Source organism: Nitratireductor lacus, from assembly GCF_056431025.1.
Window position 1 is genome coordinate 162,098 of record NZ_JBWKMB010000003.1, and the last position, 23,530, is coordinate 185,627.

Annotated in this window: 27 protein-coding genes and 1 tRNA gene; 21 read left to right on the forward strand and 7 right to left on the reverse strand. The window is 60.8% G+C overall.

Going from position 1 to position 23,530, the window contains the following annotated elements; all coding sequences use genetic code 11:
* Positions 1-150 precede the first annotated feature (150 nt).
* A complete protein-coding gene (locus AC07E3_RS03840; protein WP_478360350.1) occupies positions 151-1,200 on the reverse strand; it encodes an RluA family pseudouridine synthase in 1,050 nt (349 codons plus the stop codon).
* 26 nt (positions 1,201-1,226) lie between these two features.
* On the opposite strand from AC07E3_RS03840, the gene AC07E3_RS03845 reads away from it, so the two are divergent.
* The 10 genes from AC07E3_RS03845 (at position 1,227) to phoB (ending at position 12,516) form a co-directional block, all read left to right on the forward strand.
* Positions 1,227-1,601, forward strand: a complete 375-nt coding sequence (locus AC07E3_RS03845) for a fimbrial protein (protein WP_478360351.1) — start codon at positions 1,227-1,229, stop codon at positions 1,599-1,601.
* A 2-nt stretch (positions 1,602-1,603) separates the two neighbouring features.
* Positions 1,604-2,008: a VOC family protein gene (locus tag AC07E3_RS03850; protein ID WP_478360352.1), complete on the forward strand. Its 405-nt coding sequence runs from the start codon at positions 1,604-1,606 to the stop codon at positions 2,006-2,008.
* Between the two features lie 51 nt (positions 2,009-2,059).
* Positions 2,060-2,135, forward strand: a tRNA-Glu gene (locus tag AC07E3_RS03855).
* Between the two features lie 201 nt (positions 2,136-2,336).
* Positions 2,337-5,642: a response regulator gene (locus AC07E3_RS03860; RefSeq protein WP_478360353.1), complete on the forward strand. Its 3,306-nt coding sequence runs from the start codon at positions 2,337-2,339 to the stop codon at positions 5,640-5,642.
* A 659-nt stretch (positions 5,643-6,301) separates the two neighbouring features.
* On the forward strand, positions 6,302-7,339 hold the full coding sequence (locus AC07E3_RS03865; protein WP_478360354.1) for a substrate-binding domain-containing protein: 1,038 nt from the start codon (positions 6,302-6,304) through the stop codon (positions 7,337-7,339).
* A 104-nt stretch (positions 7,340-7,443) separates the two neighbouring features.
* Complete coding sequence (gene pstC, locus AC07E3_RS03870) at positions 7,444-8,916, forward strand: phosphate ABC transporter permease subunit PstC (protein ID WP_336070063.1); 1,473 nt, start codon at positions 7,444-7,446, stop codon at positions 8,914-8,916.
* Positions 8,913-10,229, forward strand: a complete 1,317-nt coding sequence (gene pstA / locus AC07E3_RS03875) for a phosphate ABC transporter permease PstA (protein ID WP_336070064.1) — start codon at positions 8,913-8,915, stop codon at positions 10,227-10,229. The genes pstC and pstA overlap by 4 nt, the downstream gene beginning before the upstream one ends.
* A 14-nt stretch (positions 10,230-10,243) precedes the next feature.
* On the forward strand, positions 10,244-11,059 hold the full coding sequence (gene pstB / locus AC07E3_RS03880; RefSeq protein WP_025030225.1) for a phosphate ABC transporter ATP-binding protein PstB: 816 nt from the start codon (positions 10,244-10,246) through the stop codon (positions 11,057-11,059).
* A gap of 22 nt (positions 11,060-11,081) precedes the next feature.
* Positions 11,082-11,792, forward strand: coding sequence for a phosphate signaling complex protein PhoU (phoU, locus tag AC07E3_RS03885; RefSeq protein ID WP_007010231.1), 711 nt, complete (start codon positions 11,082-11,084; stop codon positions 11,790-11,792).
* Positions 11,793-11,829: 37 nt separating this feature from the next.
* A complete protein-coding gene (phoB, locus tag AC07E3_RS03890) occupies positions 11,830-12,516 on the forward strand; it encodes a phosphate regulon transcriptional regulator PhoB (protein ID WP_025030226.1) in 687 nt (228 codons plus the stop codon).
* 66 nt (positions 12,517-12,582) lie between these two features.
* On the opposite strand, the gene AC07E3_RS03895 is transcribed toward phoB, so the two are convergent.
* From AC07E3_RS03895 to AC07E3_RS03905, 3 genes are all read right to left on the reverse strand, one after another.
* On the reverse strand, positions 12,583-12,909 hold the full coding sequence (locus AC07E3_RS03895; RefSeq protein ID WP_478360355.1) for a hypothetical protein: 327 nt from the start codon (positions 12,907-12,909) through the stop codon (positions 12,583-12,585).
* A 91-nt stretch (positions 12,910-13,000) separates the two neighbouring features.
* Positions 13,001-13,168, reverse strand: coding sequence for a DUF1328 domain-containing protein (locus tag AC07E3_RS03900; protein ID WP_007010234.1), 168 nt, complete (start codon positions 13,166-13,168; stop codon positions 13,001-13,003).
* Positions 13,169-13,300: 132 nt separating this feature from the next.
* Positions 13,301-14,095 carry a response regulator gene (locus tag AC07E3_RS03905; protein ID WP_223005837.1) on the reverse strand — a complete coding sequence of 265 codons (795 nt, stop codon included), beginning with the start codon at positions 14,093-14,095 and terminating at the stop codon, positions 13,301-13,303.
* A 203-nt stretch (positions 14,096-14,298) separates the two neighbouring features.
* Here AC07E3_RS03905 and AC07E3_RS03910 point away from each other — a divergent pair, with 203 nt between their 5' ends.
* Complete coding sequence (locus AC07E3_RS03910) at positions 14,299-14,505, forward strand: NepR family anti-sigma factor (RefSeq protein WP_065817027.1); 207 nt, start codon at positions 14,299-14,301, stop codon at positions 14,503-14,505.
* Between the two features lie 5 nt (positions 14,506-14,510).
* Positions 14,511-15,062, forward strand: a complete 552-nt coding sequence (locus AC07E3_RS03915; protein WP_336070067.1) for a sigma-70 family RNA polymerase sigma factor — start codon at positions 14,511-14,513, stop codon at positions 15,060-15,062.
* Here the strand turns inward: AC07E3_RS03915 and AC07E3_RS03920 are convergent.
* Positions 15,059-15,460: a response regulator gene (locus tag AC07E3_RS03920; protein ID WP_336070068.1), complete on the reverse strand. Its 402-nt coding sequence runs from the start codon at positions 15,458-15,460 to the stop codon at positions 15,059-15,061. The genes AC07E3_RS03915 and AC07E3_RS03920 overlap by 4 nt on opposite strands.
* Positions 15,461-15,603: 143 nt before the next feature.
* Between AC07E3_RS03920 and AC07E3_RS03925 the strand changes: the two genes are divergently transcribed.
* Positions 15,604-16,353, forward strand: a complete 750-nt coding sequence (locus AC07E3_RS03925; protein ID WP_065817029.1) for a Crp/Fnr family transcriptional regulator — start codon at positions 15,604-15,606, stop codon at positions 16,351-16,353.
* Here the strand turns inward: AC07E3_RS03925 and AC07E3_RS03930 are convergent.
* Positions 16,283-17,476, reverse strand: coding sequence for an AI-2E family transporter (locus AC07E3_RS03930; protein ID WP_478360356.1), 1,194 nt, complete (start codon positions 17,474-17,476; stop codon positions 16,283-16,285). The genes AC07E3_RS03925 and AC07E3_RS03930 overlap by 71 nt on opposite strands.
* 133 nt (positions 17,477-17,609) lie before the next feature.
* Here AC07E3_RS03930 and AC07E3_RS03935 point away from each other — a divergent pair, with 133 nt between their 5' ends.
* The 4 genes from AC07E3_RS03935 (at position 17,610) to AC07E3_RS03950 (ending at position 19,235) form a co-directional block, all read left to right on the forward strand.
* On the forward strand, positions 17,610-17,948 hold the full coding sequence (locus AC07E3_RS03935; protein ID WP_065817031.1) for an ElaB/YgaM/YqjD family protein: 339 nt from the start codon (positions 17,610-17,612) through the stop codon (positions 17,946-17,948).
* A gap of 24 nt (positions 17,949-17,972) precedes the next feature.
* A complete protein-coding gene (locus AC07E3_RS03940) occupies positions 17,973-18,398 on the forward strand; it encodes a hypothetical protein (RefSeq protein ID WP_244423529.1) in 426 nt (141 codons plus the stop codon).
* Between the two features lie 87 nt (positions 18,399-18,485).
* Positions 18,486-18,680, forward strand: coding sequence for a hypothetical protein (locus AC07E3_RS03945; RefSeq protein ID WP_007010243.1), 195 nt, complete (start codon positions 18,486-18,488; stop codon positions 18,678-18,680).
* A 45-nt stretch (positions 18,681-18,725) separates the two neighbouring features.
* Positions 18,726-19,235 (forward strand): Dps family protein, encoded by a 510-nt coding sequence (locus AC07E3_RS03950; RefSeq protein WP_336070071.1) that lies wholly within the window; start codon positions 18,726-18,728, stop codon positions 19,233-19,235.
* Positions 19,236-19,289: 54 nt separating this feature from the next.
* Here AC07E3_RS03950 and AC07E3_RS03955 read toward each other — a convergent pair whose 3' ends face one another.
* Positions 19,290-20,207: a diacylglycerol/lipid kinase family protein gene (locus tag AC07E3_RS03955; protein ID WP_478360357.1), complete on the reverse strand. Its 918-nt coding sequence runs from the start codon at positions 20,205-20,207 to the stop codon at positions 19,290-19,292.
* 212 nt (positions 20,208-20,419) lie between these two features.
* Here AC07E3_RS03955 and AC07E3_RS03960 point away from each other — a divergent pair, with 212 nt between their 5' ends.
* The 4 genes from AC07E3_RS03960 to AC07E3_RS03975 all read left to right on the forward strand — a co-directional run bounded on the left by AC07E3_RS03960 (position 20,420) and on the right by AC07E3_RS03975 (position 23,476).
* Entirely contained in the window at positions 20,420-21,451 is a 1,032-nt protein-coding gene (locus AC07E3_RS03960; protein ID WP_478360358.1) for a PRC-barrel domain-containing protein, read from the forward strand.
* Positions 21,452-21,623: 172 nt separating this feature from the next.
* Complete coding sequence (locus tag AC07E3_RS03965) at positions 21,624-22,556, forward strand: ring-cleaving dioxygenase (RefSeq protein WP_478360359.1); 933 nt, start codon at positions 21,624-21,626, stop codon at positions 22,554-22,556.
* Between the two features lie 3 nt (positions 22,557-22,559).
* Positions 22,560-23,180 carry an alpha/beta hydrolase gene (locus AC07E3_RS03970; RefSeq protein ID WP_478360360.1) on the forward strand — a complete coding sequence of 207 codons (621 nt, stop codon included), beginning with the start codon at positions 22,560-22,562 and terminating at the stop codon, positions 23,178-23,180.
* A 2-nt stretch (positions 23,181-23,182) separates the two neighbouring features.
* Positions 23,183-23,476 carry a GNAT family N-acetyltransferase gene (locus AC07E3_RS03975; protein WP_478360361.1) on the forward strand — a complete coding sequence of 98 codons (294 nt, stop codon included), beginning with the start codon at positions 23,183-23,185 and terminating at the stop codon, positions 23,474-23,476.
* The last annotated feature ends 54 nt before the right edge of the window (positions 23,477-23,530 follow it).

Below are 23,530 nucleotides of genomic sequence, written 5' to 3' on the forward strand. Positions count from 1 at the left end.
CTTGGCGTTTGCTGAAATGAGAGACAGTGCGACCATCTTTGATGCATCGCACCATATCCTATATAGGAACGAATTCCGACGGTTAAAGTTTCATCCTGCTGTCAACATTATGTCACCAGGCGGTGAACAATAATATTATTGTACCGATAATTACAAAATATCCAGCGCCCTTGTCAATGCCATCATGTCGGGAGGCGGATCGGCCTCGAAACGCATGAGGTCGCCGGTCTCCGGATGACGGAAAGCCAACAGGCGCGCGTGAAGAGCCTGACGCGGAAAAGCGGCGACTGTAGGGCGTATGTCTTCCGGCAGGCGGTTTACCTTCGTGCGGAATGCGCGGCCATAGTCCGCGTCACCGATAAGCGGGTGACCGATATGGGCCATATGGACACGGATCTGATGGGTGCGCCCGGTTTCCAGCCTGCATTCCACTTTCGCGGCAAACGCCTTGCCGCTGCCATCGGTTCCGTAACGCTTCTGCACCTGATAGCGGGTCACCGCGTGGCGCGCATCGCTGCGCCCCGCCGGCACGACGGCACGCAATGTCCGGCTCTGTGCATGGCGTCCGAGCGGAGCGTCGATGGTTCCCGCCATCCGCTCCGGGGCACCCCAAACGAGGGCGATATAGGCGCGCTCCAGGTCGCCGCTCCGGCCATGATCGGCAAAGGTCTCCGAAAGAAGGCGATGGGCATTGTCCGTCTTGGCAACGACCATGACGCCGCTTGTATCGCGGTCGAGGCGGTGCACGATGCCCGGCCTGCGCACGCCGCCAATGCCCGAGAGGGAGGCGCCGCAATGGTGCAGCAGCGCATTCACCAGCGTTCCGGACCAGTTGCCGGGGGCGGGGTGAACGACAAGGCCGGCCGGTTTGTTGATCACGATCAGTGCATCGTCTTCGTAAAGAACCTCGAGCGGGATCGCCTCGGCTTTGGGCTCGGCGGGTTCCGCTTCGGGTATGGCCAGCGCGTAGACCTCGCCCTCCGCGACCCTGTGCTTTGTCTCGGTGACCGGGTTTCCGCCCGTTGTCACTGCACCGGCGCGGATAAGCGTCTGCAGGCGGCTGCGTGAAACGGACGCGCCCAACCGGTCTGAAAGCCAGCGATCCAGCCGTTCTCCGGCATGTTCTGCTTCGACGGCAAACGCTTTGCGCGCACGCGTGTCTTCCCAATCGTTGTCGTCTTCGGTATCAGGATCGCCCATTGGAACTGCTTTCGAAACGGTGAGACATGGCCACGCCACAAGAACAGGAAGACCTGGAGCAAGAAGAGCTCGACCCGGCGGCCGAGCGTGTGCGCCGCAAGATGGTCCGCTTTATGGCCATCAACCTGGGCATTCTGTTCGCAGCGGTTATGGCTGTCGTGCTCGCCTTTGTCTACAAGACACTCAGCAGCGGCCCCGAAGAACCCGCCGCGACGATTGCCCTGCCGGGCGATGCCGTTGAAGGGAGCATCGACCTTCCCGAGGGTGCGCGCGTCGTCTCCCAGTCTCTGGACGGCATGCGCGTGTCGCTGCATCTGCGCCTTGCCGACGGCGCCGAGGAGCTGCGTCTCTACGACCTGGCGAGTGGCCGGATGATCGCCCGGTTCGCGCTGCAGCCCTGACCATGTCCCGCCGCCACATCGCGCTGACCACGCTTGTCGTTCGCGACTATGACGAGGCAATCGCCTGGTATCGCGGGAAGCTTGGCTTTCACCTTTTTGAAGATACCGCCCTGTCCACCGAAAAGCGCTGGGTGGTCATGGCGCCAGAAGCCGGGGCACCCGGTGCGCTGCTTCTGGCGCGGGCTTCGGGAAACGGACAATCCGCCAGCATCGGCAACCAGGCGGGCGGGCGCGTGTTCCTCTTCCTGCACACGGATGATTTCTGGCGCGACTACCGCGCCATGCGCGAGGCCGGCGTGACGTTTCGTGAGGCGCCACGGGAAGAGGCCTATGGAACCGTGGCCGTCTTTTCGGACCTTTATGGCAATCTCTGGGATCTTTTGCAGCCAAATTCACAGGGAACGTAAAACCGCTGTTGCATTTGCCGGCGAAGGCGACTATATCGCCGCAATCGCTGCGCTCCCATCGTCTAGCGGTCTAGGACGCCGCCCTCTCACGGCGGAAACAGGGGTTCGATTCCCCTTGGGAGTGCCACTTCCCCCCAAGTCGCACACATAGTTTTGATTTGCAGGCTGACCGTGCTGCGCTCCAGCGACGGGCAAGCTCCGTCTGGCAGGGTGTGCTACGAACACTTCTTATGCTTTGCAAATCGTTAAGCCTTGGCAACCACACTGGCGTCGATGCGTTGAGGTCACGAGAAGGCTCGGTTTGTGCCTTTTTGGGGAGCGGAGAGTTTTGGGGACCGGCGAGGATTCAGACGTTGGGCAGCGTTTTTGCGGCGATGAACTGGCTGCTCTGCTGCGGTCTGCGCCCGGCTGGGTCTGGGAAGCCGACGAAGCCCACCGGCTGACCTGGATCTCGGAGGAATTCGAGAGAATCACCGGGCTGAATCGTGGGCGTTTCATCGGCCGTTCGCGCATCACGCTGGCCCGCAATGCGTTTCATCCCGTCGGCGATGTCGAGGCCCATGAGAGACTGCTCGCGGCGCGTGAGCCGTTCAGCCAGTTCGTTTATGACCTGGAAGGTGGACCTCCCGACTGCCGCTGGATTTCTGTATCCGGGTTCCCGCTTTTCGATGACCATGGCCGATTTTACGGCTATCGGGGTGTAGCCTGCAACGTCACGCCGATGATGGAGCTCCTTCGCGGGGCCGCCGGGGCAGGCGATGGAGCGGGTCTGCACGAGCATCGCACGGGCAGCGGCGGGCATCTTGCAAGGCTGATGGCTGCGCTGGATGTCACCCGCGACGCGTTCTGCTGCTACGACGCAGACGACCGCCTGGTGCTCAGCAACCAGGCGATGCTGGACATGTATGCAGGTCTGGAAGACGTCATCCGCCCGGGGACGTCTTTCGAGGCGCTTTTGCGTGCCGGTCTCGAGCGCAGAATACTGTCTTCGGAAGGGCTCGAACCGGAGGTGTGGCTTCGCAGGGTTCTGGATCTGCGCAGCCGTGAAGAGGCCTTTGAAAGCGTGCTCCGTTTCACGGACGGGCGCTGGGTCATGCATCGCGAGAAGCGGACTGACGATGGCGGGGCCATTGGCATCTGCACCGACATCACCAGGCTCAAGCGGCATGAAGGTGCGCTGGCCGAGGCTCTCGAAAAGGCAAAGCTTGCCGAAGCCATCCTGGATGAACTGCCCAATCCGGTTTTCGCCAAGGACCGGGAACTGCGGTTCGTTCTGGCCAACCGGGCCTTCAAGCGTACGCTTGGCGACGAAGCGACTGAGATTCTCGGTCGGCGTGCCGCCGATTTCACGACACCGGAGCTTGCCGAGACATTCGAGAGCAGCGAGCGGCGCGTGCTCGAAACCCGCGAGGATTTCGAGGTCGAGGAAGACTTCGACCAGCCCGGTATCGGCAAGTACCGTATCGTGCGCAAATGCCGCGTGGAGACGGAGAGCGGCACGCCCTATGTGGTGGGGGCGCTGTTCGACATTTCCGATATCCGCAAGCGCGAGAACGATGCCGAAGATGCGCGCCGGCAGCTTGCCGAGGTTCTGGAGACGCTTCCGGCCGGTGTTGTCATCTACGATCGCGACGACCGCTATGTTCTGGCCAATCGCAAGATGCAGGAGGCACTGCCGGCCATGATACCGGCGATGCGGCCGGGAAAATCGCTGCGGGATGCGGTCGAGCTCGCGCACGATGCGGGATATTTCCGGCAAAGCGGCGATCCGGATCTCGATGCGCTTTATGACACCGATCGGGAAGCGTGGATCACGGGCTATCTGCGTTCCTATCACGTGCGTCATCGCATCTTTGAGCGCAGCCATGCCAATGGGCGCTGGGTCAAGGCCATCGATACACGCACCGAGGATGGCACTTTCGTTGGCGTGCGGGTGGATATCACCGAGCTGAAACAGCGTGAGGCCGAATTGCAGGCCGCACGCGAAGAGGCGGTGCTCGCCGACCGGGCAAAGTCCGAGTTCCTCGCCAATATGAGCCACGAAATCCGAACGCCCATGAACGGCGTTCTCGGTATGACCGAGTTGCTGGCAAAGACAGAGCTTACGGCCAAGCAGAAGACCTTTGCCGACATCATTCTGAAATCGGGCAACGCGCTTCTCACCATCATCAACGATATCCTGGACTTCTCCAAGATCGATGCGGGCCATATCGTCCTTGAGGCCGAGCCGTTCTATCTCGGAGAGGCGGTCGGCGATGTGGCAACCCTCATGTCGTCGCGCGCAAAGGAGAAGGATCTCGAGCTGATCGTCCGGGTGGATCCGGGCATCACGCGCGCCGTGGTGGGTGATGTCGGCCGCGTCCGGCAGATTTTGACGAACCTTGTGGGCAACGCCGTCAAGTTCACCGAAAAAGGACATGTTCTGGTGAATGTGAGCGGCAGCGACACGCCTGAAGGTGCGCTGGCGCTGCAGTTCAGTGTCACCGACACGGGCATCGGAATTCCAAACGAAAAGCTCCACCTGATCTTCGACAAGTTCAGCCAGGTCGATGCGTCGTCGACCCGCCGCCACGAGGGAACCGGCCTCGGGCTCGCCATCACCTCGCGCCTCGTCGATCTCATGGGCGGTGAAATCGGTGTCGAGAGCGTGGAGGGGCGTGGATCGACGTTCTGGTTCACGTTGATTCTGCCCAAGGCCGCTGGCGCGACCCCGCAACCCCTCGCACCCCGTGAAGTCTCGAACGCCCGCGTTCTTGTTGTCGATGACAATTCCGTCAACCGGATGATCCTCCGCGAGCAGATGGAGCACTGGGGTTTTGACGCCTGCATTGCCCGGGATGCCGGCGAAGGTCTGGATGTGCTGCGTGCGGCTGCAAAGCTGGGACTGCGCGTCGACTGCGTGGTCGTCGACTATCAGATGCCGGGCATGAACGGGCTGGAGATGGTGGAGGCGATGAGGGCGGAACGGGCAATCGCGGACGTTCCAGTGGTTCTCTTGACGTCCGTCGACCAGTCGCTTTCCGGCTTTGGAGCACGCGAATTGTCCATCGCTTCGCACCTGATCAAGCCAGCGCGATCTTCGGCACTTCTCGAGGCAATGGTTGCCGCCATGCAGCCGACACAGGCTGCAGCGCCCGTTGGTGAAGCTGGAATGGCGCGGGAACCCGTCCCGGAAGGCGCAACGCGATCTGCCGAAGCGGACGATGCGGCGCTGCAAGGTGATGGTGAGGTTTCGTCCGACATCGACGTTCTGGTTGCCGAAGACAATGAAGTGAACCAGCTGGTCTTCCGGCAGATCCTGAGTGAGGCAGGGCTGCGTTTCGATATCGTCGAAAGTGGCAAACATGCCCTGGAAGCACATCGGCGCAGGAAACCGCGCCTCATCCTGATGGATGTTTCGATGCCCGGTATGAGCGGATTGGAGGCAACGCGGGAAATACGCCACCTTGAACGGGAGATGCGGACACGGGTTCCGATCATCGGTGTTACCGCTCACGCCTTGAAAGGTGACCGTGAGCTTTGTCTGGAAGCGGGGATGGATGATTACCTTTCCAAGCCGATCAGCCCCAGGGCACTTCTGGAGAAAATCAACTCCTGGGTGAGTTTTGTGCACTCGAAATCAATCATTAAATGAGTAAGAAAATTAATTAACACACTGTTGTTTATGAGTTATTTCCCTCTGCTCCGGCTTTCTTGTGAACTAGCGCGATCGCACCATTTAGGGTGCCTGGTGTTCTCATTAAAGTTGAGACAAATGGTCGATAACCGATCTAGATTTTCCGGGCGGGCGGATGTCCGCAGGCCGTGGGTGATCCAAACGAGCCCCAACAGGATCTATCCGGGTTTTAAACCCAGCCAAGTGTGATTTGCCATTCTATATGGTCTTTCCCCCGCCCGGCTTTTTTGGCTCTGCCGTCCAGTGCGGTGTTCCTGCACACTTCAGTTGGCTCCCGCTTCTTATACCGGCGATAACCCAGCCGGTATTATCGCCAGGTGGGATCATCCGGGGCGATGTACATACTCGGTGTGATACAGATACAGAGCCGAAAGGGACATCCTCCTCTGGCAGCGCGGCTGTGCCGAAGGGCCTGCAGAAAAACAGCAGTGTCACACTGGCCTTGCTGTCCGTACCGTTGCGATCCGCAACCCGTTCCGTTGTCCGAAAAACCTGTCATTTCGTCATCGTAATCGGGCTGACACGGAAGTGTCATGGAACTGTTACACAGAGTTGTTATTCCGCTCCTCGACGCCGGCAGGGCGTCTGACCGAATTCCGAACAGGGAGCTGTCTCCAATGAAAAAATTCCTTCTCACCGCTTCGGCGGCCACGATCGCCCTTGCCGGTGCGGTCGGTGCGGCCGCGGCTCGCGATCAGGTGCAGATCGCCGGTTCGTCGACCGTTCTCCCCTATGCAAAGATCGTTGCCGAGAACTTCGGCGAAACCTTCCCGAACTTCAAGACGCCGGTCGTCGAGTCCGGTGGTTCGTCCGCTGGCCTGAAAGAGTTCTGCAAGGGCGTCGGTGAGGCCACGATCGACATCGCCAACGCATCGCGCAAAATCCGCGAAAAGGAAGTCGCAGCCTGCGCGGAAGCAGGTGTGACGGAAATCCAGGAAGTCCAGTTCGGTTATGACGGCATCGTCTTCGCCACGGATATCCAGGGTCCGGATTGGGCGCTCGAGCCGGTCGATGTCTACAAGGCTCTGGCGGCGAAGGTCGCTGTCGACGGCAAGCTGGTCGACAATCCCTACAAGAAGTGGAACGAAGTCAATCCGGATCTGCCGGACTGGGATATTGCAGCCTACATTCCGGGCGAAAAGCATGGCACCCGCGAAGTCTTCGAGGAGAAGGTGCTTGCGGCCGGCTGTGAAGTTGCTGGCGGCCTCAAGGCAGCCGAAGAGGCTGGTCTCGACGAGGATGCTGCCGAAGACGCATGCATCGCGGTCCGCAAGGACGGTGGCGCGGTCGATATCGACGGCGACTACACCGAGACGCTCGCCCGTATCGACGCCAACAAGACCGGTGTCGGCGTGTTCGGCCTCTCCTTCTACGAGAACAATGCCGACAAGCTGAAGGTCGCCACCATCAACGGCATCACGCCGTCGGTCGATACGATCTCCACCGGCGAATACCCGGTGTCGCGTCCGCTTCAGTTCTACGTGAAGAAGGCCCACATTGGCGTCATTCCGGGCCTCAAGGAATATGTCGAGTTCTTCCTCGACGACCAGATGGTCGGCCCGGAAAGCCCGCTCGCCGATTACGGTCTGGTTCCGGCTCCGGACGCGGAGCGTGACGCTCAGCGCAAAGCTTTCGAAGCTGGCGAAACCATGTAATCCGGTTTCCGCATGACAACGCAGGCGGCTCATGCCGCCTGCGTTCGATCTTTGCGGAGAGGTTGTGAACTGGACGCCCGGCCAGGTGCCGGAGAGGGGGCTTCGTGGCCTGGGGACTTCTCCTTACCATCATCGTGTTCATCGGCGTTGTCGGCTATGTTCTCGGCAGTGCGCGTGCAAAAAAGCAAAGTGCATCGGCGACCGAGAAGCCGCATTCGCGTGCGCACTATCATGGCTGGTGGGTATTCCTGCTCGCCGTTTTGCCGACGCTGCTTTTCATGGCGGCCTGGTCGGCTGGCAGCTACGCCTATGTGGATCGCGCGATCAGCGAACGCATGCCCGAACAAACCGCCGACAGCGCGATCGCAAGCCGCCCGCTCGCCCTGGGCATGGTCCGCAATCTGGCAGCCGGTCTGCGCAGGATCGAGGGCGATCCCGCCTTCGCCGAAGTGCCGGAAAGCTTCGAGGCACTGCGTCCCGTTCTTGCCGAACGCGGCGTGGCACTTGCCTCGGATACGCAGGACTACATGATCCCCATCGCACTCGATCTCAACGCCATGCAGGACAATGCAGCGTTGATCGGTACGGTGATCGCGATCCTTCTGTCGCTTGGCGGCGCCTTTCTCGGTCTGCGGAGCGTGCGTCCGCGCGGCCGGGCCAGGAACAATGTCGAGCGTGTCATTACCTGGGGCCTGCTAGCCGCCTCCACCATCGCCATCCTGACGACGGTGGGCATCGTCTTCTCGATGCTGTTCGAGACGATCCACTTCTTCCGCTCGGTGTCGCTGAGCAACTTCTTTTTCGGAACCGTCTGGGACCCGCGTTTCGCCGCTGCCGGTGCAGAGGCGCAGGAGGGGCAGTTCGGTCTCATTCCGCTGCTTGCCGGCACGGTCTATATCGCCTTCGTGGCGATGCTGTTCGCCGTTCCGGTCGGTCTGATGGCTGCGATCTACATGGCCGAGTACGCCTCCAAGCGCGTGCGTTCGGTGGTCAAGCCCCTGCTTGAGGTTCTGGCCGGCATTCCGACCATCGTCTACGGCTTCTTCGCCCTGGTCACGGTCGGTCCGTTCCTGCGCGACATGAGCGCGGCGATTGCCGGCGGCCCCGGCTTTATTCAGGCCCAGAGCGTTCTGACGGCGGGTCTCGTTATGGGCATCATGTTGATCCCGTTCGTCTCGTCGCTGTCGGACGACATCATCACCGCCGTGCCACGCGCCATGCGTGACGGTTCGCTCGGGCTTGGCGCGACGCGTTCCGAGACCATCAAGCGCGTCATCATGCCAGCCGCGCTGCCGGGCATTGTCGGCGCATTGCTGCTGACGGCTTCCCGCGCCATTGGCGAAACCATGATCGTTGTGCTGGCTGCCGGTGTTGCGGCCAACCTCACGCTCAACCCGTTTGAGGCGATGACGACCATCACCGTGAAGATCGTCAACCAGCTTACGGGTGACCTCGAGTTCACCTCGCCGCAGACACTGGTGGCCTTCGCGCTGGGCATGACCCTGTTCGTGCTCACACTCGGCATGAACATCTTCGCGCTGTACATCGTGCGCAAATACCGGGAGCAATACGAATGACCGACGCTGTCTACAAAGGGGGCGATGCTCCCCGCGCAGCCGCGCGCCGAGACATCGGCATCAAGAAGCGTTATGCGGCAGAGCAGCGGTTCCGGATGTACGGCATCATCGCGATCGCCATCGGCATCTTCTTTCTGGCCGCGCTTTTGTGGTCGGTGGTGTCCAACGGTTACACCGCTTTCTGGCAGAGCTCCATCAATCTGGATGTCACCTTCGCCGAGAACGTGATCGATCCGGACAATGAGCGCGCCACCGACCCGAACGCGCTTCTGACGGCCAATTATCCGAAACTTGCGACAGATGCCCTGGTGACGAAGCTAGGGGTCGATCCGGAGAACCGCAAGCTGGTTCGCGAGGTGGGTGGTCTGATCTCGAACGGGGTTCGCACCCAGTTGCGCGACATGGTGGTGGCGGACCCGTCGATCATCGGTACGACCCGGAATGTGTGGGTGCTCGCGAGCGGCGATGTGGATTCTGCCGTGAAGGGGCAGGTCAACCTCGACGTGGATGAAAGCCGCCGCAAGGTCTCCGACCAGCAGCTTGAATGGATGCGCACGATGGAAGCCGATGGCGTTCTGGAACAGCGCTTCAATTCGGGGCTTTTCACCCGCGGTGCATCGAGCCGGCCCGAAACGGCAGGCATGGGCGTCGCTATTGTCGGCTCGATCTACATGATGCTGATCGTGCTCGTCCTGGCGCTGCCGATCGGCGTTGCCGCCTCGATCTACCTTGAGGAGTTCGCACCGCAGAACAAGCTGACCGATCTGATCGAGGTCAACATCAACAATCTGGCGGCCGTGCCGTCCATCGTCTTCGGCCTCCTCGGCCTCGCTGTGTTCATCAATTTCATGCATCTGCCACGATCCGCTTCTCTTGTGGGCGGTCTGGTGCTGACGCTGATGACATTGCCGACGATCATTATCGCAACGCGCGCGGCGCTGCGGGCCGTGCCGCCGTCGATCCGCGCGGCAGCCCTCGGCCTTGGCGCCTCGCGCACACAGACGGTGTTTCACCATGTGCTGCCGCTGGCCGCGCCCGGCATCCTGACGGGTACGATCATCGGTCTGGCGCAGGCGCTCGGCGAAACGGCACCGCTGCTTCTGATCGGCATGGTGGCTTTCGTGGCCGATTACCCGACCACGCCGCTCGATCCCGCAACGGCGCTGCCGGTTCAGATCTATATGTGGGCGAACGAAGCCGAACGCGCGTTTGTCGAGCGCACTTCGGGCGCTATCATCGTATTGCTGCTGTTCCTCGCCGTGATGAACATCACCGCCATTATTCTGCGGCGGCGCGTCGAGCGTCGCTGGTAACGGAGTGGAAGGACATGAATATGCTCACTGATGCTGCTGTTGAAGAAGCACTGGATGCGAGCCAGAAGCCAAGGCCCCTCAAGATGCGCGGCGAGAATGTGCGTGTCTTCTACGGCGAGAAGCAGGCGCTTTTCGATGTGAACCTGGATGTCCTGGAGAACCAGGTCACGGCGCTGATCGGCCCTTCGGGCTGCGGCAAGTCCACGTTCCTGCGCTGTCTCAACCGCATGAACGACACGATCGATATCTGCCGCATCGAAGGCAGGATCACGCTCGACGAGCAGGACATCTACGATCCCAGGATCGACGTGGTGGAACTGCGTGCCCGCGTCGGCATGGTGTTCCAGAAGCCCAACCCGTTCCCCAAGTCGATCTATGAGAACATCGCCTACGGACCGCGCATTCACGGTCTGGCATCGAAGAAGGCGGAGTTCGACGAGATCGTCGAGTCCAGCCTGCAAAAGGCCGGTCTCTTCAACGAGGTGAAGGACCGTTTGCATGAGCCTGGAACGGGTCTCTCCGGCGGCCAGCAGCAGCGTTTATGCATTGCGCGCGCCATCGCGGTTTCGCCCGAGGTGATCCTCATGGACGAACCGTGCTCGGCGCTCGACCCCATCGCCACCGCCAAGGTGGAGGAGCTGATCGACGAGCTGCGCGAGAACTACACCATCGTCATCGTCACGCACTCCATGCAGCAGGCGGCGCGCGTGTCGCAGCGCACGGCCATGTTCCATCTGGGCAACCTTGTCGAGGAAGGTCCGACGGACAAGATGTTCACCAACCCGGATGACAAGCGCACCCAGGATTACATCACCGGCCGCTTCGGTTGACGCACAGATAAGGAACCAGATCATGGGCGAGCACACAGTCAGCTCCTTCGATGAGGAACTCGGTGAGATCGACCGCCTCATCCGCGATATGGGCGATCTCTCCGGTGCGATGACCCGCGCCTCAACCAATGCCCTGCTCAACTCCGACACTGCGCTCGCGCAGCGTGTCATCTCCGACGACACGATCATGGATGCCAAGCAGCGCGATCTCGACGAGCGTGCGATTACGCTGATCGCCAAGCGCCAGCCGATGGCGCAGGACCTGCGCAGCGTTGTGGGTGCCATTCGCATGGCAGCCGATCTGGAGCGCATCGGCGATCTCGCCAAGAACATCGCCAAGCGCGTGAGCGCGGTCGGGCAGAGCGCCACGCCGCGCACGCTCGCCCATTCCATCGATGCGATGGCAGGTCTGGTGCTGCATCAGGTCAATGCGGTGGTCGAGCACTATGTGAAGCGCGATGCCGAAGCGCTGATCCGGTTGCGCGACGAGGATGAGAAGATCGACATCCAGTATACGTCGGTGTTTCGCGAACTGCTGACCTACATGATGGAGGATCCGCGCAATATCACGTCGTGCACGCATCTTCTGTTCTGCGCCAAGAATCTCGAACGCATCGGCGATCACGTGACGAATATCGCCGAAAATGCCTATTATGTGGTGACGGGGGAACAGCTTCCGGTCCAGCGGCCGAAGCTCGATGAAACACAGATGACGGTCGATGCGGATGCGTAGACGGCCGTAGCAATGCCCTAGGAGAATGCCTTCCATGATTGCCCCCAAGGTCATGGTCGTTGAAGACGACGAACCGCTCTGCGTCCTGCTGAAATACAATCTGGAGGCCGAGGGTTATCAGGTAGAGATGATATCGCGCGGCGATGAAGCCGAGGTGCGCCTGCAGGAAAATGTCCCGGATCTGCTCGTTCTGGACTGGATGGTCCCGGCTGTGTCGGGCATCGAACTGTGTCGCCGGCTTCGCATGCGCCCGGAAACCGAGCGCCTGCCGATCATCATGCTCACCGCGCGCGGTGAGGAAAGCGACCGCGTTCGTGGTCTTTCCACCGGGGCCGACGATTATCTCGTGAAGCCCTTTTCGACGCCGGAGTTCGTGGCGCGTGTCCGCGCGCTCCTGCGCCGGGCCAAGCCGGAAGTGCTGTCAACGGTTCTCTCCGTCGGCGACATCGTGCTCGACCGGGAATCGCACCGCGTCTACCGGCGCAAGAATGAAATCCGTCTCGGGCCGACAGAGTTCCGTCTTCTGGAATTCATGATGCAGCACCCGGGCCGCGTTTTCTCGCGCAGCCAGTTGCTCGACAATGTCTGGGGTGAAACGATCTATATCGACGAGCGCACGGTTGACGTCCATGTGGGCCGGTTGCGCAAGGCTGTGAATCAGGGCCGGCTTCCCGACGTGATCCGCACCATTCGCGGCGCCGGCTACGCGATCCGTGAAGCCTGAGACAGACCGACACAAAAACCCCGGCGCAATTGCCGGGGTTTTTGCATGTCGTTGCAGTCGGTTCGATCACTTCATGAGCGTGCTTGCGGGCCTGCCATGTTCGTTCCGGGCAACCGCAAAGCTCGTCACCGGCTCAAGGGTGGCCGTCAGCTTGCCGTCGTCCGTAACGTCCCATTCCAGAACCGCGTCGTCATAGACGAGCGCCGGATCAACATAGACACATGTCGCCATAACACGCGGAGCCTCGTTTTCGAGCTCACGCATCGAGACGGGCCTTTCCGCCTCGCACTCCTCGAATGTCTCATAGACAGGCGTGGGGGCGGGAAGTTCGCGGCATTCGGCCATGTTGCCGGAGCAGCCGACAATCAGAAGAAGCGCAGCGATGTGTTCCATGGCGTTCTCCTTTCACTGTCTCCCCGAAGCGGAAGCCATGGATGGTCCGCCTCGCCGGGTGCCGCATTCGTTTACGTCATTGTCCCTTTGTTTAACCGCGTCTCCTCAGCAGCCCCATGATCAGGGAAATGGCAAGAAGAGCGAGGAAAATATAGAACAGGATCTGCGCGATCCCTGCGGACGCGCCTGCAATCCCACCGAAGCCGAGGGCGCCGGCGATGAGCGCGACGACCAGAAATATGAGTGCCCAGTAAAGCATGCTGTCTCTCCGTTTAGTTATGGCTGTTAAACGTCTGCGCAGGGAGATTGGTTCCCGGTCGAAAGAAAACCGGCAAAATAAAAGGCCGCCGTGGAGGGGCGGCCCTTCGGAAGCGGCGAAGCCAGCACTCAATCAGGCAGCGGCGCGTGCCTGGTGATCGAAGAACAGCGCCTGGCTGATCAGCGCCTTGACCATTTCGGGACTGAACGGCTTGGTGACCAGGAAAGTCGGCTCCGGGCGTTCACCGGTCAGCAATCTCTCCGGGAAAGCCGTGATGAAGATGACGGGAACGGTCGCCGCTTCGAGAATTTCGTTCACGGCATCGAGGCCCGAGCTTCCATCCGCAAGCTGGATGTCGGCAAGCACCATTTTCGGCTGTGTCTTCGCGAACATCTCTACGGCCTGCTTGTGCGTGCGGGCGTTGCCGACAACCCGATGACCGAGGCTTTCGACCATCTCCTCGATATCCATGGCAATCAGAGGCTCATCCTCGATGATCAGGATATCGGTTGCCACCTGGCGGGAGATCTCCTCGCTGGCCTCGTGCAGCATTGCGTTGATACCGTTGAGATCGGTCTCAAGAATCTCCGCTGCCTCCTCCGGCCGAAAGTTCTCGACCGCCACCAGAAGGAAAGCCTGGCGTGGACGTGGCGCGAGGGATGACAGATTGCTCGAGGCGCGCTGTTCCCAGGCAGAGGCAGGGGCGGTGTCGGGCACTGGCACATCAAGCGTTTCGAACAGCGATGTGAACAGCCTGAAGAGCGCGATCCTGTCGGTCGACGCTTCGGGAAAGATGCTCGTGTCGGCAATAAGCGCTTCAAGCACCGCGGCCACCAGGGCGTCACCGCTCGATTGAGAACCGGATACCGCTCTTGAAAAGCGCCGCAGATAGGGAAGGTGCGGAGCGATACGCGCTGACAGGGTCATGGATTTCAGGTCTCCCTCGTAACGTGGCAATGGGAACAATGTACATTTATGATGTGTGAAACGCCCGTTCCGCGAAAATGTTCCGCGGGGACGGAACGATTTCCGAACGGCGGCGTTTGGCAAGACACGAGACAGTGATGGCGCGGGGCAATCGCATATGTCCGGGCCAGTGGGAGACAAGACCTCATGGATGAAGACAGGGCATGAATTACGGCAAACCCAACACCCGAAGCGGCCTGGATAGGCGTGGCAAGGACGATGATCCTCTCGGCGCAAACTCCGAGATCGGGCGCAAGCTCAGGCAATATTACGACGATTTGATTGCGGAAGACATTCCGGATCGGTTCAGCGACCTGCTCAATCAGCTCGAGCAGAAGAGCAGTGCTGGTACCGCCGGAAACGAGGATTGATATCTATGAGTGTGTATCCGGGCTTTCGTGACGATCTTCTGGCTGCCGTGCCCAGTCTGCGCGCGTTCGCGGTTTCGCTTTCGAAGAATGCCGACCGGGCGGATGACCTGGTTCAGGAGGCGCTCGTCAAGGCGTGGGACAAGCAGGCAAGCTATCAGCCGGGCACAAATCTGAAGGCATGGCTCTTCACCATCCTGCGGAACGAGTTTTATTCTCAGATGCGCAAGCGCAAACGCGAGGTCGAGGACAGCGATGGTGCCATCACGGCCCGTCTCTCCGTTCATCCGCCCCAGGAGGGGTCGGTCGACCTCAAGGACTTCCGCCGTGCGCTCGAGCAGTTGCCAGAAGATCAGCGCGAGGCGATCATTTTGATCGGCGCGTCAGGTTTCTCCTATGAGGAAGCCGCCGAGATCTGCGGCTGCGCCGTCGGCACGATCAAGAGCCGTGTCAGCCGCGCCCGGACGCGGTTGCAGGAAATTCTGGCTATATCCGGTGAGAATGATTTTGGGCCGGATGCCATCTCCACCCAGATCACCAATTCGGTCTTCACCGCTTAATCGGATTGCTGTCCGGCCCCGGCAGGCGAAGAGCCGATCGCCTGCGCGAGCGCTTCGATAAGATCGCTGTCCTTGTAGGGTTTTTCGACAATCGCGACGCCGTTGAAGGTCTCGAAGACCTGATGGTTGGCGGCATAGCCCGTTGCAAAGATAAAGGGTATGCGCCGGCTTTGCAGAAGGCGGGCGAATTCGTCCGTCCAGTTGTCTGAAATCTTGATGTCGAGAATCGCGGTCGAGATGCGGCCCGCTTCGAGAATATCAGGCCCAAGCGCGTTGAATGAGGCGATGGTCAGCACATCCTCGGCGCCGTGTTCCTTGCAGAGTGCCTCTATATTCATGGCAATCATGGTCTCGTCTTCGACAAGAAGAACGCGTGCGCCGTCCAGGGTTTTCTTCAAGCGGGCATCCTTCCGAAGCCAGAGAATCCATTCCTTTTGAACTCTCATTAGTTGACTGACTTGTCATTAAAAAAAGACATACCCCTGACGGAACCGGACAGTCCCAGATGGCGTTCCACTTTATCAGCGGATTGAGGCAACCCGTGACAAAAGAACAAGAACTCACTCACAACAGTTTACCGTGTGAAAAATGTCCTCTGCGAAAGCGCAATATTTTTCGTGATTTTGAAGCCGACGAACTCGATTTCGTCGGTCGTTTCAAAAAAGGCGATCTCGCGGTCAAGAAGGGCGCAACCGTCCTGGTCGAGGGGGCGCACAATCCGCATCTTTACACCGTTCTTTCCGGATGGGGCTTTCGCTACAAACTTCTTGAGGACGGCCGCCGGCAGATCGTGAATTACGTAATGCCCGGGGATCTGGTCGGTCTGCAGGGCAGCCTGCTTGGCGAGATGAAACATTCCGTCGAGGCGCTCTCTCAGATGGTCCTGTGCGTGTTCGAGAAGGCAGAGCTGTTTTCGCTCTATCGGAAGTTTCCCGAGCTCGCCTACGACATCACCTGGATCGCGTCGCGCGAAGAATGCATGCTGGACGACAATCTGCTGACGGTGGGGCGGCGCACCGCGCTGGAAAAAGTCGCCTATCTGCTGGTGTTCATCCTCGAGCGTAGCCGGCAAAGCGGCCTGACAAAGAACGGTACGCTTTCCATCACGCAGCAGCATGTGGCCGATACGCTCGGCATATCGGTCGTTCACACCAACAAGACCATCGCCCGCCTCATGGAGCGCGGTCACCTGAAATGGGAAGACGGCGGTTGCCGAATTCTCAATCCGGAGGCCTTGGCCGAATTGGCGGGCTGGACGGCCGAGCGAGCGGGGAAGCGGCCTTTTCTATAGGCGCATGCGGCACGACCGGCCGTGCCCTTGAGCGCGGTCTGGTGGGCGCTGGAGGTTCTATGCCCGGGATGATGTTGCCGGCGACTGCGTAAAGCGTCAGCAATGCAGGGATCGCAATGAACCCGCCGATGGGTCCCCACATCCAGAGCCAGAATGCGATTGCCAGAAAAACGATGAAGGGGTTGAGCGTCATCCGCCGGCCGATAACGGTTGGCGTGACGAACTGCGCCTCGATCGCGTTTAATCCCAGATAGGTCAGCGGCGGCAGGAAACTCGCCGTCAGAGTGTCGAAAGTGCCAAGGCCTACGGCCAGCAGAACGCAGGCCATCACCGCCGGACCGATATAGATCACGAAGTTCAACAGTGTCGCCATGGCTCCCCAGAGGGCGGGAGAGGGGACGCCGAGCAGCCAGAGGGCGATGCTGACGGCGATCCCAAGCCCAATATTGATGATCGTGATCGACAGCAGGTAGTCCGAGACCGCGTTCTCGACGTCGCGGAAGATGTGGGCAACGCGCCAGCGCAGACGACGATTGAAACAGAGGCGCAGAATGGCCGCCCGCGTTTCATGCCGGGTGGCCACGAAGAAATAGAGACTGGCGAAGAAGATCAGCAATTGCGCGAGCAGCGAGGGGGCGAGCACTGCCACATTCTCCACGGTGGTGTCTTCCTTCACCGCTACCGTCACGCTTGAGCCCCCGGTGACAGAGCGAATCTGCTCCTGAAGGTCCTTGATCGTGTTGAGGGGCTGTCTGAGACTGGAAAGCTGCAACTGCAGTTCGTTCCATATCTGGGGCAGGCGGTCGGCCCAGGCTGTCAGCGGGGCCGCGATGGCGGTCAGAAAGCCGCCCACAAGCGCGATGAAGATCAGCACCACGACGACCGCCGAGACGGCCGGCCAGACGCCGATCCGTTCCAGGCGCGTGGCGATGGGGCCAAGCATCAGGCCGATGAAGACCGCGAGCGACATGGGCGCGAGGAGGAAGCGCCCATAGTGCAGCGCGACAATGAGGGCAAGCAGACCCAGAAACAGAATCGAAGCCTGCGCGCCATAGGTCAGCGCCATGTCGAGCGTCATGATATGCGAGCTTTTGCCCGGGCGGTTCCGTGATGCGTGATCCATGCAGTTTTTCCGGTGGCCTTTTCATGGAAAAGCGCGATGACGGGCAAATGGTTCCTTGGGGTCGGGAACTTCACGGAGTGTTTTGCGTTGGGCTGTGAGCGAAACATTGTGAGCGAAGCATGGGAGATTGCACATGGCAACGACGACTGCGAAATCCGCCCGGGCCCAGAAAAGCAGCGAGATCACGACAGGCGACCTTGAAAAGGACATCCAGCAGCTGCGCGCCGATATGGCGCAGCTCGTCAATCATCTGAAAGACATGGGTGGCCAGTCCGGAGAGGCGGCACGCAAGGCGGCGAGCGAGCGCATCGAGCATCTGCGCGGGCAGGGCGAAGCCGCCCTGAACAGTGTCAAGGACAGCACGCAGGAGCTGGAACAGGAGCTGGCCCGCACGGTGCGTGAGCGCCCATTCACCTCGCTGGCGCTCGCCGTGGGGGCCGGGTTTCTCATCGCCCTTGCAACGCGCCGCTAGGCCTTCGCCATGATGGCAAGGCTGTTGGCTTCACTGGCGGCCGGAGAGGTTTCAGGCGTCGTCAGGCGCATGCGGGTCGCAACGGCGCTCTATGCGCTGGCCGCGTTTCTCGGCCTGTTCGGCTTTGGCTTTCTGGTGCTCGCCGGCTTCATTGCAGCATCCCGGCACTGGGGTGTGATTGAAGCGGCACTTGGCTTCGGCATCGCATTCATGGCGATGGCGATGGTCGTTCTCGTCAGCCTGAAGGTCTGGAGCCGGATCCAGGCGCGCCGTGCCCGGCGCCGTCGGGTATCGGATGCAGGCGTGTTGGCCGGTACCGCAGCCCTGACGCTGCTACCCTCCCTTCTTTCGCGTACCGGGCGGCTTGGCACCATCGCACTGCCGGTTCTGGCCGTCCTTGGTTATGCGATCTATCGGGAAAATGCCGGTCGCGACCCCGACGACGAGTGACCGGGTGCTGCAGGTTCCTTCCTGCATTTTCTTGGAACTCTCTCCTGACCTCGGCATTGAACCAGGGAAACAACAGGAGCGGTGACCATGCCTGAAACCGAGAGAAAGACAACGCCGGAGGAAGCCCGCCAGGGGCGTCGAGGCTTTCCCGTACTGATGGTGCTGGTGTGCGGCCTCTTGCTGGCTGCGGTGGTCTGGTGGGGTGTCGAAGTCTACGGCCTGATGCTCGACGATCAGCAGGCCATAGAACTTCCTGCTGCCCAGGACGATCCGACCGGCTGATCCGCCCGATAACTTCCCAAAACATGTTAATCCAAGGAGAAACCCATGAGCGATGCCGCTGAAGTTCTCAAGCCGAAAACCCATGCGGAGAAAATGAACATTGGTCTTTCCCAAGCGGACCGAAAGGAGATTTCGGCCGGTCTTTCGGAGATACTCGTCGATACCTATCGTCTCCTGATCAAGACGCATATCTACCACTGGAACGTGGTCGGTCCGCTGTTCCACTCGATCCATGTGTTGACCGAGGAGCAGTACAACACGCTGTTCGAGGCGACCGACATCATTGCCGAACGCGTGCGGGCGCTGGGTCATCACGCGCCCATCCTCAGCGGCAAGGGCGTCGACACATCGATCGAGCTTCGTGCCTCCGGCCGTTCGGCGCTGGAGATGGTTCAGGATCTGGTCGACGATCACGAGGAAGCCGTGCGCAAGATGCGCGAGATCGGCACAAAGGCAGATGAAAAGGGCGACCTTGTCACAGCCGACATGCTCACAGACCGGCTGACCTTCCACGAAAAGGCGCTTTGGATGCTGCGCGCGATCATTGCCGATTGATGCATGATCCGCTTCCACGAAAACCCCGGTCGGTTCGTCCCGGCCGGGTTTTTCTTATGACGTCCGGTCGTCGCTTTGCGGTGTGAGCACACGCAGCGCCTTCGGGTGAAGGACGATCCGGGTTTCCTTTGGCAGCGGTCGGAGTTCACCGTCGATGGCGCATTTGAACCGGCGCCGTCTGGAACGGACGCGCACCGTCACCTCGGCGGCCTGATGAATTTCCACCTGTTCGTTCTTCCGCCAGCGCCCGATCCCCATATTGAGGAAGAAGAGAAGCATCTCGCCGCGTGTCCGCGCGTGGGTGATGTAGATGCCGAGCTGGCCACCATCGGGCCGATCGGCGAACGGCAGGCGCTGGCCTTCGCCATAGAGATTGTTTGTCACCGCCAGGTTCGATGTGGTGGCGAGCAGCCTTGTGTCGGGCAACTCCAATTCCAGCTCCAGCCTGGGCGGCCTGATCATCGTGACGAGGGCTGCGCGCACCGAGGCGAAGATCTTGCCGAGCCGGGAGCGGAACTCCATGCGCTCGCGCAACCGGATCAGCTGCGGGTGCATGCCGATCGACATCTGGTGCACGTAAAAGGTTCCGTCGGCCTCGGCTATGTCCACCTCCCGCACTGCGCCACGGGCGAGCGCGCTCATGGCCGCGTGCAGGTCCTGCGGGATGGCAAGGCTGCGCGCGAACAGGTTCATCGTGCCGGCGGGCAGAATGGCAAGGGCCTTGTCGGAATGAGCAAGCAGACCGGCAGCCAGCGAAATGGTGCCGTCGCCGCCACCCGCCAGCAAAACATCGGCTTTCTCGTCGCGGGCTGCCTCTTCCATCGTCGGCACGAGCTCATCCCCCGCACAGAGCCTGATCTCGAGAGAATGCCCTTCCGTTTCGAAGATGTTTTTCATCTTGTCGGCGAGCGCACTCGTGTCGAGGTTTCGGAGCGTTCCTCCATTGCGGTTGAGAACGGCCAGAACATGCATTGCGGGCTTCCTGAAGGTTTCGCTGCAGTTGGTCTTTAAGGGGGAGCCGAAGGAAGGTTCCAAAAAGAAGTCTGCCGGCGCGAGAAGAAAATGGCGGAACAAGAATCGGGGCGGCGCGTTCTAAGGATGCAAACGGCCACACACCAATCCTCCCTGGCAGGTTCGGTTCGGTGCGTGGCCTGTACAGAAACACTGCACACGGAGAGCTTATCATGTTCCGCAACCTTTTGGCGACCACCGCTATTGCAACGCTTGTCGCGACCGGCGCGGTCGCACAGACGTCGACCACTTCTGGAACTGGCGCACCGGCTGCTGCACCCACCGAGCAGCCCACTGAAATGGTGGTGCGCGCTGACGGCCACCTGGCCACCGATCTGATCGGCAAGACCGTCTATAACGGCACAGGCGAAGACGCCGAGAACATCGGCGAAGTCAACGACCTCGTCCTTGATGAAGAAGGTGAGGTAAGCGCCATTGTCGTTGGTGTCGGCGGCTTCCTCGGCATCGGTCAGAAGGAAGTTGCACTTGAGTACGATCTGGTCGAATGGGCCGAGCAGGATGGCGACCGCTGGCTCGTCGTAGAGACCACGGCCGATGCGCTCAAGGCCCAGGAAGAGTTCGACCGCTCTGCCTATCGCCCGATGCCGGCCGATGCAGAGGTATCGGAAGCGAAGCCTGCTTCCAGGGACGATCTGGCCAACGCGCCGGTCAAGGCTGACGAGAACGCGGAAGAGACCGCGATGGCGCCTGCCACCGACACGATGGGCGGCAACGAAGCCGCGGATACTGATGGTATGGCGGCGGCGCCCGCTCCGGAGACGGATGCTTCCACGGCGCCCGCCGGTCAGACGGCGGATGCAGAGCGCCCGGCGACCGATGACACGATGACGTCCGCCATCGACCGCTCAAGCCTGCAGGAGATGCCGGCGAACGAAATACGCACCGAGCAGCTCACGGGCACCACGGTCTATGGTGCCAATGAGGAGAATATCGGTGAGATCGGTGACGTCATCATCTCGCAGGACGGCGAGGTCGATGCCATCATCGTCGATGTCGGTGGTTTCCTCGGCATTGGCGAGAAGGAAGTGGCCATCGGCATGGACAATCTCGCCTTCATGACCGACGGCAACGGCTCGCTCTATCTCTACACCGAGTTCACGCAGGAAGAGCTGGAGCAGCAGCCAGCCTACGACGAGGCGAGCTATGGTGAGCGTCGCGACGAAATGCGGATGCAGGTTCAGTAATCTGCGCGTACCGTATTGAAACGAAGGGCTCCGTGCGATGCGCGGAGCCCTTTGTTTCTCTCGCATTGACAATGCGTTTGATCGTTGCTGCTTTCATTGACGCATTTTCGTTGCCATCTTGGAGCCAGCTGGCCTGTGCATGAAGAATGGCCAGGCGCGGAAAGGAATTGCCATGCTTACCCAGATTGAAGGCATTCACCACATCACCTCCATGGCGCGGGATGCGCAGGCGACGGACCGTTTCATCACCGATACGCTCGGCCTGCGCCGCGTGAAGAAAACCGTCAATTTCGACGCGCCGGAAGTTTACCATCTCTATTATGCCAACGGCACGGGCCGGCCCGGCACGGTCATGACCTACTTTCCGTTTCCCAACATCGTTGCCGGCAGGCGCGGGGCGGACGAGGTGGGAACGACCGTTTATGCCGTTCCCGAAGGCAGCCTCGATTTCTGGGAGAAGCGTCTTGAGGAACACGGTGTGACCGGTCTGGCGCGCGAGACCCGCTTCGGCGAAGCGCGCCTGCTTTTCGACGGTGTGAATGGCGACGGCTTCGCCTTGAACGAGATGAAGGGCGACGCGCGGGAACCGTGGAATGGCGCGGGGATTGCCGTCGACGTGGCAATCCGCGGCTTTCATTCCGCTTCGCTGGTGCTGCGCGACCGTCGCGGCACCGAGGCGCTTCTTTCGCTGATGGGTTACGAGCCGCTTGCCGAAGAGAACGGCATACTACGCATGAAGAGAGACGGCGGCAATGGTGCTGACCTGATCGACCTTGAAACCCGCCCGGATGCGCCCGTGGCGCGGCAGGGTGCCGGCTCTGTCCATCACATTGCCTTTGCCGTTGCCGATGATGCCGCGCAACTCGCCGTGCGTGACGCACTGGTCGCGGAAGGCTTTCAGATCACGCCGGTGATTGACCGGGATTATTTCCACTCCATCTATTTCCGTGCCCCCGGGGGTGTCCTCTTCGAGATCGCCACCAACGAGCCGGGTTTCGCCAATGATGAAGACATGGCGCATCTGGGCGAGGCCCTGAAACTGCCCAGCCAGCATGCGCATCTGCGCGAGCGGCTCGAGGCGTCATTGCCGAAAATCGGAGGCTAGCACATGGCGACCGACAACTACGTCTATCACCTGGCCTCGGCGGGGCCGGGAAAGCCGCTCCTGTTCCTCTTCCATGGAACAGGCGGCGACGAGCGCCAGCTCCTGCAGCTGGGTGCGGAGCTGGCGCCCGGAGCCGGCCTTGTTTCACCGCGTGGCGATGTCAGCGAACAGGGCGCGGCGCGCTTCTTCCGGCGCACCGGCGAGGGCGTCTACGATATGGACGATCTGGCGCGGGCGACCGGCCGTATGCGCGATTTCATCGCCGCTCATGTGGAGCGGGAGAGACCGGGTGCGGTTCTTGGCCTCGGCTATTCAAACGGAGCCAACATTCTTGCTTCCGTGGCCTTTTCCGCGCCGCAGCTCTTTGATGCCGCGGTGCTGATGCACCCGCTGATCCCGTTCGCGCCGGTCTGGGGCGAGGGTGCAGTGCGGACGCGGTTTCTGGTCACGGCAGGGCGGAAGGATCCAATTTGCCCGGAACGGCTCACCACACGGCTCACGGATTATCTCGAGGGTGCCGGTGCAGAGACCGAGATCGAATGGCATGAGGGCGGGCACGAAATCCGCCCGAACGAAACCGTGGCGGTGGGGCGTTTTCTGCTGCCGTTTCTTGAGGGAGAGTGAAAATGAGCGTGAGCGAATCCATCGTTGTCGAAGACACTGACAGCAAGGGGCGGTATCTCTATCGCGCCGACGGCCACGAGGCCGAGATGACTTTCTCCAAGGTCGGCACCAGTCAGATCATCATTGACCACACGGATGTGCCGGACGCCTTTCGTGGTCAAGGTGTCGGCCTCGCGCTGGTCACGCGCGCCGTGGAAGACGCGCGCGCCAATGGCATCAAGATCAGGCCGCTGTGCCCCTTCGCAGCCGCCCAGTTTCGGCGCCATCCGGAATGGGCCGACGTTCTGGCGCGCTAGAGCAATTCCAGGAAAAGTGGGAACCGGTTTTCCGTCCGGAATTGCGAAAAACAA